Source organism: Ensifer oleiphilus (genome assembly GCF_013371465.1).
GTDB lineage: Bacteria > Pseudomonadota > Alphaproteobacteria > Rhizobiales > Rhizobiaceae > Ensifer > Ensifer oleiphilus.
Genome location: NZ_JABWDU010000001.1, coordinates 1,216,329 through 1,229,483, shown reverse-complemented (window position 1 = coordinate 1,229,483; position 13,155 = coordinate 1,216,329). Strand labels below are relative to the sequence as shown.

Annotated in this window: 11 protein-coding genes; 4 read left to right on the top strand and 7 right to left on the bottom strand. The window is 62.9% G+C overall.

Annotated features, from left to right (window positions below):
* Nucleotides 1-66: 66 nt before the first annotated feature.
* Both hdaA and HT585_RS05920 read right to left on the bottom strand, forming a co-directional pair.
* Nucleotides 67-756 (bottom strand): DnaA regulatory inactivator HdaA, encoded by a 690-nt coding sequence (gene hdaA, locus HT585_RS05925; RefSeq protein WP_176352017.1) that lies wholly within the window; start codon nucleotides 754-756, stop codon nucleotides 67-69.
* A 46-nt stretch (nucleotides 757-802) separates the two neighbouring features.
* Nucleotides 803-1,924 carry an AI-2E family transporter gene (locus HT585_RS05920; RefSeq protein WP_176352016.1) on the bottom strand — a complete coding sequence of 374 codons (1,122 nt, stop codon included), beginning with the start codon at nucleotides 1,922-1,924 and terminating at the stop codon, nucleotides 803-805.
* A 260-nt stretch (nucleotides 1,925-2,184) separates the two neighbouring features.
* Here HT585_RS05920 and purM point away from each other — a divergent pair, with 260 nt between their 5' ends.
* Nucleotides 2,185-3,255, top strand: coding sequence for a phosphoribosylformylglycinamidine cyclo-ligase (gene purM / locus HT585_RS05915; protein ID WP_176352015.1), 1,071 nt, complete (start codon nucleotides 2,185-2,187; stop codon nucleotides 3,253-3,255).
* Nucleotides 3,252-3,926, top strand: a complete 675-nt coding sequence (gene purN, locus HT585_RS05910; protein ID WP_176352014.1) for a phosphoribosylglycinamide formyltransferase — start codon at nucleotides 3,252-3,254, stop codon at nucleotides 3,924-3,926. Before purM ends, purN begins: the two co-directional genes overlap by 4 nt.
* 7 nt (nucleotides 3,927-3,933) lie before the next feature.
* Here the strand turns inward: purN and HT585_RS05905 are convergent, their stop codons facing one another.
* From HT585_RS05905 to HT585_RS05885, 5 genes are all read right to left on the bottom strand, one after another.
* A complete protein-coding gene (locus HT585_RS05905; RefSeq protein ID WP_281410666.1) occupies nucleotides 3,934-5,277 on the bottom strand; it encodes a virulence factor family protein in 1,344 nt (447 codons plus the stop codon).
* Nucleotides 5,278-5,315: 38 nt separating this feature from the next.
* Nucleotides 5,316-7,925: a bifunctional lysylphosphatidylglycerol flippase/synthetase MprF gene (mprF, locus tag HT585_RS05900; RefSeq protein WP_176352012.1), complete on the bottom strand. Its 2,610-nt coding sequence runs from the start codon at nucleotides 7,923-7,925 to the stop codon at nucleotides 5,316-5,318.
* Nucleotides 7,926-8,028: 103 nt separating this feature from the next.
* Nucleotides 8,029-8,625 (bottom strand): NUDIX domain-containing protein, encoded by a 597-nt coding sequence (locus HT585_RS05895; RefSeq protein ID WP_176352011.1) that lies wholly within the window; start codon nucleotides 8,623-8,625, stop codon nucleotides 8,029-8,031.
* A 47-nt stretch (nucleotides 8,626-8,672) separates the two neighbouring features.
* Nucleotides 8,673-9,566 (bottom strand): cation diffusion facilitator family transporter, encoded by an 894-nt coding sequence (locus tag HT585_RS05890; protein ID WP_176352010.1) that lies wholly within the window; start codon nucleotides 9,564-9,566, stop codon nucleotides 8,673-8,675.
* A 15-nt stretch (nucleotides 9,567-9,581) separates the two neighbouring features.
* On the bottom strand, nucleotides 9,582-11,717 hold the full coding sequence (locus HT585_RS05885; protein ID WP_176352009.1) for a molybdopterin-containing oxidoreductase family protein: 2,136 nt from the start codon (nucleotides 11,715-11,717) through the stop codon (nucleotides 9,582-9,584).
* Between the two features lie 69 nt (nucleotides 11,718-11,786).
* On the opposite strand from HT585_RS05885, the gene HT585_RS05880 reads away from it, so the two are divergent.
* Both HT585_RS05880 and HT585_RS05875 read left to right on the top strand, forming a co-directional pair.
* A complete protein-coding gene (locus HT585_RS05880; protein ID WP_176352008.1) occupies nucleotides 11,787-12,659 on the top strand; it encodes a 23S rRNA (adenine(2030)-N(6))-methyltransferase RlmJ in 873 nt (290 codons plus the stop codon).
* 47 nt (nucleotides 12,660-12,706) lie between these two features.
* The gene (locus tag HT585_RS05875; RefSeq protein WP_176352007.1) at nucleotides 12,707-13,153 is read left to right on the top strand and encodes a hypothetical protein; all 447 of its coding nucleotides are present in this window, start codon (nucleotides 12,707-12,709) and stop codon (nucleotides 13,151-13,153) included.
* Nucleotides 13,154-13,155: the final 2 nt, after the last annotated feature.

Genomic DNA, 13,155 nt, shown 5'->3' with positions numbered 1-13,155 from the left:
GGACGTCGACGCCGCAAGAGGTCGGCCATGGACCATCCTATAGGTTTCTATCATCGAGGCCTGGTACTAATCGGAATGGCGTTGATTCCCGAGCTCTTCCAGGACTTCGGCGGCAAGCGACCGGGTCAGCCTGACGCCTCGGGCAAGCGCCAGTCGGTCGATGCGCTCGACGATCGTCTGGGCCGCCTCGAGCGAGCGCTCCATGCGCTGGACGATATAGCCGACGAGCCTTTCATCGATCAAAAGCTGGCGATCGGCAAAGAGCTTGATCAGCACCTGCGTCAACAGTTCGTCGTCAGGCTCGCCGATCTCGACGACAGTCGCCGCCTTGAGGCGCGAGCGCAGATCGGGAAGAACGACCGGCCAGGACATCGGCCAGAGCCGCGAGGTCATCAACAGACCGGTGCCATGCTCACGCACGCTGTTGATGACATGAAACAGCGTGGTGTCGTCAAAACCCTGGCGGTCGGCGTCCTCGAACAGAACAGGACCTTGGGCAGCCATCAGCGCCGCGTCTGATCCTGCGACCGGGTGGATCGTTCGCGCGCCGGCCCTCTCCTTCCAGATGCTGGCAAGATGCGATTTGCCGGAGCCGACCGGCCCGGCGATGATGACAACCGGCGACGGCCAGTCGGGCCAGTGATCGACGATCGCAATCGCCGCGCTCAACCGATCGGAAACGAGCAGATCCTCACGACCCGTTGCCGGGTCGTGGTCGAATGCCAAGGGCAGTTGTTCGAAGGGACGTTTTGTCATGCTGTACTCGGGACAAGGAGGGGACGATCAGCCGGGCCGATTGCCATCAGCCGGGCTGATTGCCCTTTGTCTTCTTCACCGCGACCTTCCCATGCCCATGGTAGAGGTCGCTATCAAGGTATCGCTGGATGCCGAAGCGAACAAGCACGCCGATGGCAGCGGCCGCGGGAACGGCAACCAGCAGCCCGACGAAACCGAAGAGGGCGCCGAAGGCAAGAAGGGCGAACATCAGCCAGACCGGATGCAGGCCGACGCTTTTTCCCACCAGCTTGGGCTGCAGGATGTTGCCTTCGAGGAACTGGCCGCTGAAGAAGATGGCGGCGACAAGCCCGATCCAGAGATAGTCGGGCCAGAATTGCACCAGCGCCACGCCGACCGCCAGCACCAGCCCCACCATCGAGCCGACATAGGGGACGAAGCTGATCATGCCGGCAAACAGGCCAATCAGCAGGCCGAAATTGAGACCGACGAGCGACAGGCCGATGCCATAGTAAAGGCCAAGGATGATGCAGAGCGAACCCTGACCGCGAACGAAGCCGGCAATCGTCGTGTTCATGTCGCGGGCGATCTGGCGGACGACGCCGACGTAATCGCGCGGTACCCAACTGTCGACCCTGTCGACCATCCGGTCCCAGTCGAGCAGCAGATAGAAGGCAACGACAGGCGTGATGACGAACAGTGACAGGATGTCGAGCAGCGCCATGCCGGAATTCCAGAGCTGCTGGAAGAGTGTGCCGAGGAAGCTGGCGCCCTGCTCCAGCAGTTTGGCCGAATTCTGCTTGATCGCTGTCATCTGGTCCGCCAGCCATTGCGGCAGCAGCGTCGACTGGCTGTCGGTCAAGAGTTCCTGCAGCTTGGTGATATAGCCCGGCATCTTCTGGATGAAATCGGCGGCTTGCGTGAAGATCACGGGAATGATGATCATCAGCGACAGGGCAAAGATCACCACGAAACCGATGAGGATCACAACCGTCGCCATCAGCCGGCTAAGACCGAGGCGCTCGAGGCGGTCGGCGACCGGGTCGAGGAAATAGGCAAGCGCCATGCCCGCCAGGAACGGCAGCAGGATCGAGCTGAAAACCATCAGGAAGGCGATGAAGGCAGCAAGCACCAGCAGCCAGAAGATCACCTGGCGTTGTAGTCCCGAACCGCTGACTTTTATGTCCATGGTGTTCCCCGTAACACGCCACGCATGCCTTTGCCGCATCCTATTCTGTTTGAGGAGATAGGGGGCTCAGCGCGCAGCGGTCAAGTCTACGCGCCTCAGAGGCCCCCAAATTGAACTCTCGACCGCTGTCTTGCCGGTGGGATATGGGCAAAATGTTGAAAAAAGGCCGAGAAGACTGGCTGTCGGCTTGCACTCCCTTGCCCGCCGTGCAATTCGCATCCGCAAAATACCTGTCGCGCGACCAGCCTTGGAGAACCAGCATGAGCCAGTCGGGAAAGAACGGCCTCACCTATAGTGATGCAGGCGTGGATATCGATGCCGGCAATCTGATGGTGGAGAAGATCAAGCCGCATGTGCGCTCGACCCGGCGCCCCGGCGCCGACGGCGAGATCGGCGGCTTCGGCGGCCTCTTCGATCTCAAGGCGGCCGGCTTCACAGACCCGGTGCTCGTTGCCGCCAATGACGGCGTCGGCACCAAGCTCAAGATCGCCATCGACGCCAACAAGCACGACACCGTCGGCATCGACCTCGTTGCCATGTGCGTCAACGACCTGGTGGTCCAGGGCGCCGAGCCGCTGTTCTTCCTCGACTATTTCGCGACGGGAAAGCTCGATCCGGATCAGGGTGCCGCAATCGTTGCCGGCATTGCCGACGGTTGCCGCCAATCCGGCTGCGCGCTGATCGGTGGCGAGACGGCAGAAATGCCGGGCATGTACTCGGGTGGCGATTATGACCTTGCCGGCTTTGCCGTCGGCGCCGCCGAACGCGGGCAGTTGCTCCCGGTCGGCGACATCGGCGAAGGCGACGTCATTCTCGGCCTTGCCTCGTCGGGCGTTCATTCCAACGGTTATTCGCTCGTGCGCAAGATCGTTGCTCTTTCGGGCCTTGCCTGGGACGCGCCCGCGCCCTTCGGCGAAGGTACGCTCGCCGACCTCCTGATGACGCCGACCCGCATCTATGTGAAGCCGCTTCTGAAGGCGATCCGCGAGACCGGCTCGATCAAGGCGCTGGCGCACATCACCGGCGGCGGCTTCCCCGAGAACATTCCGCGCGTGCTGCCGAAGCATCTGGCAGCCGAGATCGACCTCGACGCCATCAAGGCACCGAAGGTGTTCTCCTGGCTTGCCCAGACCGGCGGCGTCGCGGCCAACGAAATGCTGCGGACCTTCAACTGTGGCGTCGGCATGATTGCCGTCGTTCCGGCAGCAAAGGCGCATGAAGTGACAGCCGTGCTTGAGGCAGAGGGCGAAACCGTCTTCACGCTCGGTCGCATGGTCGCCCGCACTGAGGGCGCACATGGCACGATCTACAAGGGCAGCCTCGCCCTATGACGAACGACGTGACGGCAGGCCGGAAAAAAGTCGTCGTCTTCATCTCGGGCGGCGGCTCCAACATGCTCGCGCTGGCCAAGGCCGCGGGTGAGCCTGGTTTTCCAGCCGAGATCGTTGCAGTGATCGCCGACAAGGCAGACGCCGGAGGGCTTGCCAAGGCGGCAGCGCTCGGCATCCCGACCCATGCGTTCCTGCGCAAGAATTTCGATAGCAAGGACGCGCACGAAGCGGCGATCCTTGCCGAACTCGATCGGCTGTCTCCTGACATCATCTGCCTTGCAGGCTACATGCGGCTGCTGTCGGCGACCTTTATCCAGCGCCACGAAGGCCGGATCATCAACATCCATCCGTCGCTTCTACCGCTTTTCCCGGGTCTCCACACCCATCAGCGCGCCATTGATGCCGGCATGAAAGTGGCGGGATGCACCGTGCATTTCGTGACCGAAGGCATGGACGAAGGCCCGATCGTCGCGCAGGCGGTGGTGCCCGTCGTCGACGGCGATACTGCCGACGCGCTGGCCGCCCGTGTGCTGACGGTCGAGCACAGGACGTACCCGATGGCGCTCCGGCTGCTGGCCGAAGGCAAGGTCCGTATGGAAGGCGGGCGCGTCGTCACCAGGGATGTCGAGCCCTCGCCCGCATCCTCCATCCTGATCTCGCCGGCCGCCTGAGACCGGACTACTTCGCGGAAGCCAGCCTCCGGTCGAGCGCGTCGAGCACGCGACGGGTCAGCGCCGGATAGTCCTCGTCGAAATGGTGCCCGCCTTCGATGGCGACGACATCGACACCCGTGCCCTTCAGGTCTGGGCAGGCATCGTCCTCTTCCTCCGTGCCATGGATGCATTGCACCAGCGATGGGTCGATGCGCTTGATATCGTCGATAGGATCGCCGGCATCGCCCTGCCCGGATGCGCCGAGCCAGCCAAGCACCGAGATCTTGTAGTCGACCCGATGCGACAACGCCATCAGCGTGACCTGCCGCACGCGGGCGCGCTCGGCCGGCGGCAGCAGGTTGAATGTGCGTGGCAGGATATCGGCGCCGAAGGAGTAACCGATCAGCAAGACGTTTCGCACGTTCCAGCGCTTGCGATAGTAGTCCATCACCTTGGCGAGATCGTCGGCGGTCGCCTGAGGATCGCGCTCGGACCAGAAATAGCGCAGAGAATCGATGCCGACGACAGGGACGCCCTGCTGCTGCAGGACATCGCCAACCTGCTTGTCGATGTCGCGCCAGCCACCGTCGCCGGAATAGATCACCGCCATGGTGTCGCGGGTGGGCTTGGTGTCGAGCACGGTCAGCGGCAAGCCGAACGGATTGTCGGACTTAGCCTCGTTGTCGATCAGATCCGTCAGGTGGCCGGAAAGGGTCGCGTAGGCTTCGTCGTCACTCTCTTCCTGTGTGATATCGGCGTGTTTTTCGATCAGCGCTGCCACGTGGTTTCGGCCGTCATCGGATGCCGTCGGCGTAAAGACGACGGAGATCGGATCCGGAAGCGCGCCGTCCGTCAGGCCGTACACCATGCGGTCGCCTTTCCGAATTTTCTCTGCCGGTGTGCAGAGCTGCTTCGTCAACGCTATGCCTTCCTCAGGATCGACGGCGAGCGTCTGGCCGATGGTCGCGGCGGGCGTCTGGGCCGCAATCGCCAGCGCCATGGCCCCGCCTGCGCCGACGCCGGCAACGATCGGCGGCAGATAGGCATCGCTCTTCAGAGACCGCTGAACCTGCTGGCTCAGCGCCTCGATATCCGACACCGTGTAGATGCAGTCGCCGTCATCCTTGCCGAGAGCGGCGAGATAGGCCTTGAGATCGATGCCTATGACGGCAGCCTTGTCGTCGACAAGGTCCCGCGCGACCGCGTCTTCCTTGTCGCTCCAGCCGTCCGCACCAGACAGGAGGACAACGAGGGCGGATACCGCGTCCTTCGGCATGAGGATATGCGGTGCCGGGATCATGCCTGTGTCGTAGGTCGCCGGCTTATCCTGCGCCACGGCCGGCGCAAGTCCAACCGTCGCCAACAGCATGGCTCCTGCCAGAGGCTTACAGAAGTTCTGGATCCGCATCATTTCTTCATCACTCCCTTGAAGCCACCGCCGATCAGGAATGTCGCATCCATCAAGGCCAGGATCGGGTTGATACCGCCACTTGCCACGAGGTAGCGCGGCTGCCAGTGCGGGTGGAACTTCGACTTGAAGGCGCGTAGCCCCTTGAAGTTGTAAAAGCGCTCGCCGTGTTCGAAGAAGGTCCGCCCTGCCCGGTCCCAGACCGGAGCGATCTGGCGCGAAGACATGCCCGACAGCGGCGCCATGCCGAGATTGAAGGTGCGGTATCCTTCCGCCTTCAGGTGTTCCATCACCTGGGCAAAGAGGAAGTCCATCGATCCCTTGGGTGCATCCGGTGCAAAGCGCATGAGATCGACCGTGCCTTCCTGTTTCGTCGCCGTCACCAGGATGTTGGCAAAGGCGACGATCCGCCCCTCATAGGTCAGGACCGCCACCGGCTGTTCGGCCAGGTAATCAGGGTCGAAGGCACCGAGGGAAAAACCCTTCTCCTTGGCGTTGTGATGGGCGAGCCAGGCATCGGAAATCGCGGTCAATTCGCCCATGATCGCCGGAACGTCCGCCGGCGCAACCATCTTGAACTCAAGCCCGTCCCGCTGGGCGCGGCTGACCTGTTGGCGAAGATTGGCCCATTTGCCGCCCTTCATCTCGAACCGAGCGAGATCGACATGGGCGAGTTCCCCGAGCCTGAAGGCACGTAGCCCCGCATCGGCGTAGTAGGCAAGCCCGAGCGGCGAAACCTGATAGAACACCGCGCGGCAGCCGCTGGCGCGGGCCGTCTCGATGAATTGCCAGATCAGCTCCGGCCACGCATCGACAGGACCCACCGGATCGAACAGCGCGATCCACGAGCGGGCGCGCTGGCCATACATGATGAAGGCGCGGCCATCGGCGGAAAACATCAGGCTCTTGTCGCCCATGCGCACCAGATTGGCATCGGACATGTCCTGCGCCTCGACGATCGCCAATGCCCGCTCCATGGCATCATCGCTTGCCGGCTCGGCGCCAGAGGCCGCCGGACGCATCAGGCTCCAGATGGCAATGGCGCTGGCGCCGATCGTGACGCCGAGCAGCGCCCGCAGGCCGCGGGGGGCTTCGGCGGAGAATTCGAACTGCCACCAGAGTTCATGGCTGTAGTCGACGTCGCGATAGACGAACATGAGAACGACAAATCCGCCGAGGCAGATGACGCCGAGCGCCGTCAGCCACGGCAGCGTCAGCGCCTGGCCGAAGAGCGAAGCTGGCCGCACGAACAGGCGGCGGCTGGCAATGAGACCGACGAGGAAGAAGGCCAGCATGCCGGCCTCGACCAGCGCGATCGCCTTGATCAGCGAAAGCAGCAGCGCGGCAACGGCGATTGCGACCGACGCCCACCAGGCGCCATCAAGCCGCTGCGCGAGGCCGCGCGAGACAATGACGAGCGCCAGGCCGAGCAGGCTCGCCAGAAAATGCGCGCCTTCGACGATCGGCAGCGGCAGCAAGCCCTCGAGGAACGCAAGGTTTTCATCCGGCGTCGGTGTGACGCTCGACAGCACCAGCATGATCGCCAGCACGATGCCGAGCGTCGCCAACAAAAGCGGCGTGATGCGCCCTCCGATACGGCGCACGCTGGACGCAACAGGATGGCCGGACAGTTGGCGCAGTTCGATGCCGACGACGACGGCGATCGCGATTAGCAGCGGCAGGACATGGTAGATGACACGGTAGAGAACCAGCGCACCGAGGATCGTGTCGACATCGGCGCTGTGGCCGAGCGTGGCGATGATGATCGTTTCGAAAACGCCGAGCCCGGCCGGCACATGGCTGAGCACGCCGATGCCGACGGCCAGCGAATAGATCGCCAGAAAGGCGGGCCAGCCGATCGTGCCTGCGGGAAGCAGCACGTAGAGCACCGTGGCCGATGCGGCCAGGTCCAGTGCCGTGACAAGGAACTGGCGTGAGGACGTGCGCGAATCAGGCATCCGCAGCGCAAAGCGCCCGATGGTCACTTCATGCCCGTCTCGCCCTTTGACGAAGACGGCAAGCACGGTGCCGAGGATGGCAACGGCAATCATGCGCAGCCAGAACGGGTCCAGCCCTGTCAACGGCGCCACATATTCGCCGACGGCGAGCAGGCTCAGGCATGTGACCGTGAGAAGCCCGAGGCCGAAGGCAAGCGTGACGAAGGCGATGATCCGGGCGATGTTTTCCGGTTCGATGCCCAGGCGCGAATAGGCGCGGTAGCGGATGGCGCCGCCGCTCAAGGCGCCGAAGCCGGCCGTGTTGCCAACCGCATAGGCGCAGGCCGCCGTCAACGCGACATCGGCATAGGGAAGCTTTCGCCGGACATATTCCAGCGCACCGACATCGTAGAAGGTAAGAGCGAAAAAGCTCAGGGCGGTGAAGAGAATGGCCGCAACGACGGAGGTCCAGCTGGTATCGGCAAGCGCCTGGACCACGTCGTCATATTGGACCTCGGAGGTCAGATGGAAGATCGCAAGGCCGAAAAGGCCGATGACCAGCAAGGTTGCGAGCGCCTGAAGGTAGCGCCGGTTACGACGCAGGAAGGGCCTCCATCCTGCCTCGACCTGCTGATCGTCGTTGGCTGCACGTTCCGTGAGGGAGGACGTCATGGGTTGCCCATGTCATTGATGAAGACATCAGCGCTGTAGCCTACCGGAGAACGATCAAAAAGTGAAATATCCGTAATGTATTGTTTGCTTACAAAACAAGATCTTATGCCGTAAGCACGCCACGGTTCAGCTGCGCCCATTGCAGCAGCATGATGGTTTTGGCATCGCAGATCTCGCCGGTGGCAATCATCGCGACCGCTTCATCGAAGGGAATTTCGAGAACCTCGATATCCTCGCCCTCATGCGCCAGGCCGCCGCCAACACCGGCCTTTTCCTCCACGTCGATCAACCCGACGAAGAAGCTGGTGCGCTCCGTCAATGAACCAGGGCTCATATAGGCATCGAAGAGATGCCTGGCCGCATCGACGTGATATCCCGTTTCCTCCAACGCTTCGCGGCAAATGGCGACCTCCGGCGTATCGTCGTCGAGCAGGCCCGCCGGCGCTTCGATCAGATAGGCGGGATCGCCCTGCAGCAACACCGGCACGCGCAACTGACGAACGAACACGACGCTCCGACGCTTGGGGTCGAACAGCAGGATGGTCGCGGCGCGGCCGTGATCATGCACTTCACGCTTCACCGTCACGGTGCCGCCGTCGGACATATCCTGTTCAAGGGTTATTTCCTCAAGATGAACAAAGCCGTCCGACAGCGTGCGTCGGTCGATGATCCTCACACGCGGATCGTGATGTTTCGTCATGGCAGTGTCCTTGATCGGGAGAGGAAATATGCGGTCGCGCTCGACCGTCAATGGATATGTTCCGATGGCGCGCAGCTTTCGCGCTCCATCTGCAACGTCGTGTGGTGTAGATCGAACTCGTCGCGCAGGCGCTGCTCGATCGCACGCCGTACCGTCTCGCCGTCGGCATCCTCGGCCAGAACGACATGTGCCGTCAGCGACGGCTGGCTCTGGGTAATCGCCCAAAGGTGCAGATCATGGACCGAGGCGGCGCCCGGTACGGTGGTGATCGCCGCATGGACATCCGCCAACCGCATGCCCGGCGGCACGCCTTCCAGGAGAATGTTGACGCACGCCTTCAAGAGCACCCAGGTGCGTGGGAAAACCATGAAGCCGATGCCGACGGCGAGCAGCGAATCGACCCACTGCCAACCGGTAAACCAGATGATCGCCGCACCCGCGATTACCGCTACCGAACCGAGCATGTCCGACCAGACCTCGAGATAAGCACCCCTGACGTTGAGACTTTCATCCTTGTGGCTGGTCAGAAGCCGCATCGAAATCAGATTGACGATGAGGCCGATGACGGCAATCAGCAACATGCCACCGGACTGGATTTCCTGCGGCAGCGACAGGCGCTGCCAGGCCTCGTAGAGAATGTAGAAGGCGACGGCGAGCAACAGCAGCGCGTTGAAGGCCGCTGCCAGGATCTCGAAGCGGGCATAACCGTAGGTGCGCAGCAGATCGGAAGGCCGGCGGCCGACATGGATGGCAACCAGCGCGATCGCCAGCGCTGCCGCGTCGGTCAGCATGTGCATCGCATCCGAAATCAGCGCCAGGCTGCCGGTCAGAATGCCACCGACGACCTCGGCCAGCATGAAACCGCCCGTAAGCCCAAGCGCACCCCAGAGGCGCGAGACCGGCGTGTTGCTGACATCCGCATGTTGATGGTCGCCGCTCATCGATGCATCCCGTGGCTAGGAGGCTGGACGGACCCAGACCCTGTTGTCGTGGAAGGCCGCGCCGCCATAGGGCGCAACAGCGTCGGCGCCGGTCAGCACGTTGATGCCCTCGCCGTCGAGATGGGCGCTGTTCGGCCACAGGCCCTCGGCGATCACCACGCCGCGCCGCGCGCCGCCACCAACTGTGACGTGCAGGCGCACCTCGCCCCGTTGATTGCCAAGCTTGACGATGTCACCGTCGCCGACACCGAGCGACGCAGCATCATCCGCATGCATCATCACCAGCGGGCGCACTTCCTTCTGGATCGAGGACGGGGTCTCGGCGAAGGTGGAATTGAGGAAGGAACGGGCCGGCGATGTGGCGAGACGGAAGGGATGGTCCGCATCCGCAACTTCGATCAGATCGACATGGTCGGGGAATTCCGGCAGCGCCGCATGCGGCCCCTGCAGACCCATCGACTTCGGCGGACGGTTCGGCGCCGGCGTGCCGGTCCAGTCCGCCTTGAAGCGGAACTTGCCGTCGGGATGGCCGAACCCGTTCAGATAGTGCGCGTCCTCGAATGCCGGCTGACAGTCGAGCCATTTCTCGCGCTTCATCTCGTCATAGCCGATGCCGTAATTGGCGAGCAGCAGGTCGATATGCTGGCGCTCCGTTAGCCCGAAGCCGGAATGATTGGCGACGCCGAGGCGCTTGGCCAGTTCCTCGATGACGAAAAGATTGGTGCGCACGGTCGATGGCGGCTCCACCACCTTCGGCCCGATCAGAATGTGCTGGTGACCGCCGCCGCGGTAAAGGTCGTCATGCTCCAGGAACATCGTTGCCGGCAGAACGATATCGGCGAGTTGCGCGGTGTCGGTCATGAACTGTTCGTGCACCGCGACGAACAGGTCGTCGCGCAGGAAGCCGCGCTTCACCAGCCGCTGTTCGGGCGCGACGTTCACCGGGTTGGTGTTCTGGATCAGCATCGCCGTCACCGGGCCGCCATGGCGCAGCGCCTCGGCATTACCGGTCAGCACCCGCCCGATCTGGGACTGGTCGAGCATGCGCACATCCGGGTCATGGAATGCAGTTCCGACGAGTTCGCGCTTGTCGAGCTTGAAGATGTCGTTGTTGGAATGAAAAGCACCGCCGCCTTCGTGCTTCCACGAGCCGAGCACCGTCGCGATCGAGGCGGCGGCATGGATCGCCACCGAGCCGTTGCGCTGGCGCGTGAAGCCGTAGCCGAGACGGAAGTACGTTTTCGGCGTCGTGCCGACAAGTTTGGCGAACGCCTCGATCTCCTCGGCGGAGAGCCCCGTTATCACTGATGCCCATTCGGGCGTGCGCGACTTCAGATGCGTTTCGAGTCCTGCCGGATCGTCGGCGAATTGCGCCATGTAGGCGCGGTCGGCATAACCGTCGCGGAAGGCGACATGCATGACCGCGCAGGCGAGCGCCGCGTCCGTTCCCGGTTTCAGCACCAGGCCCATATCGGCCTGCTTGACCGTGGGGTTGTCATAAATGTCGATGACGACGATCTTGGCGCCGCGTTCCTTACGGGCCTTGACCGCGTGGGTCATGACGTTGACCTGGGTGGCAACCGCATTCGTGCCCCAGATTACCACGCAGTCGGATTTCGCCATCTCGCGCGGATCGGGACCACGCAGCGAACCCGTTGCCATCGAGAACCCGGTCCAGGCCATGTTGGTGCAGATCGAACCGAAGAAGCCGGAATAGCGCTTGGCGTGGCGTAGGCGGTCAATGGAATCGCGCTGCACCTGGCCCATGGTGCCGGCGTAGAAATAGGGCCATATCGCTTCGGCGCCGTACTTCTGCTCGGCCTTGACGAACTGGTCGGCGATCTCGTCGAGGGCCGCCTCCCAGGAAATCTCCTGCCAGTTGCCGCCGCCCTTGGCGCCAATGCGGCGCTGCGGCACCATCAGCCGGTCGGGATGATAGATGCGCTCGGAATAGCGCGCGACCTTGGCGCAGATGACGCCCGCGGTGTATGTGTTGGTGGCGGCGCCGCGCACGCGTCCGATCCGGCCTTCGGCGGTCAGATCCACTTCCAGTGCGCAAGCCGAGGGACAGTCGTGCGGACAGACGGAATGGCCGATCGACTTTTCTGCTTTGATGGGGGTCGCAACGTTCATGGCTTTTCTATATGGCATCGACAATCGGGCTCAAAGAGCCAAACGCCCATCCATCGAAACAATTGATAACAGCCATCGGCGGCCCTCATGAACTATCGGCATATCTACCACGCGGGCAATTTCGCCGATGTTCTCAAGCATGCGGTGCTGGCCCGGCTCGTCACCTATCTCCAGCAGAAGGAGAAGGCGTTCCGAGTTCTCGATACCCACGCGGGCATCGGCCTTTATGATCTGTCGAGCGAAGAGGCGCAAAAAACCGGCGAATGGCGCGACGGCATCGGCCGGCTGCTCGAGGGTGACCTTCCGGCGCCGGTCGCCGCCATCCTCGAACCTTATCTCGCCACCGTTCGCGAGCTGAACCCCGATTCGGAACTGACGCGTTATCCCGGTTCGCCGAAGCTGGTCCGCATGCTTTTCCGCCCGCAGGACCGCTTGTCGGCGATGGAATTGCACCCGGACGACTATGAGACGCTGCATCGGCTCTTCGACGGCGACTTCCAGAGCCGCGTCACCGAGCTTGACGGCTGGCTGGCGCTCGGCGCCCACTTGCCACCAAAAGAAAAGCGCGGCCTGATCCTCGTCGACCCGCCGTTCGAGATCGAGGGCGAATACGAGCGGTTGGCCGACGGTCTCGCCAAGGGCTATCGCCGTTTTGCCGGCGGCACCTTCTGCCTGTGGTATCCGCTGAAGAAGAACGCCCCGATCAAGGCGTTTCATGAGGCGCTGAAGGCACTCGATATCCCGAAGATGCTCTGCGCCGAACTCTCGGTGCGCAGCGACCGTGACACCACTGGATTGTCCGGTTCGGGTCTGATCATCGTCAACCCGCCCTTCACGCTCAAGGGCGAACTCGACGTGCTGTTGCCATTTCTGAAAACCCGGTTGGGACAGGACCGTTTCGCTTCTTCACGCTGCTTCTGGCTGCGTGGCGAAGAAGCAGCAACCCGGGCTCTTGACTGAAAGGCGCAGAAAGCCGCAATCTTGCGAGACGATCCAGGGAGACGCCCATGACTCGCAAGTTCGCCGCAACCCTTCTGGCCTCGCTTTCCTTCGCCGCTGCCACGGCGCCCGCCGCCACGGCGGCCGACTATCTCGGGACTTACCGCGACCAGCCGGCGTCCTATAGTGCTGGCGTCTGTGGCGACGCCTCGGTTCTGGGCTTCATCACCTCCCGGTTCGAGTACAAGGCCGCGAATTATCTGCACGCCAATCTCTCGATTGCCGAGATCCGCAACATGGGCCAGAACCGGCTTGAGCTGCGGGATTACACACACCGTGTCGAGCGCGAATATTGCCGGGCGACGGCCGTCATGACCGACGGAGAGCAGCGGTCGCTCTATTACCTTATCGAGCGCAACTGGGGCTTTGCCGGCATCGGCCGCAGCATCGAATTCTGCGTCGGCGGGCTTGACCCGTGGTACGTCTACGGCGCCCATTGCGCTTCGCTTCGCTGACC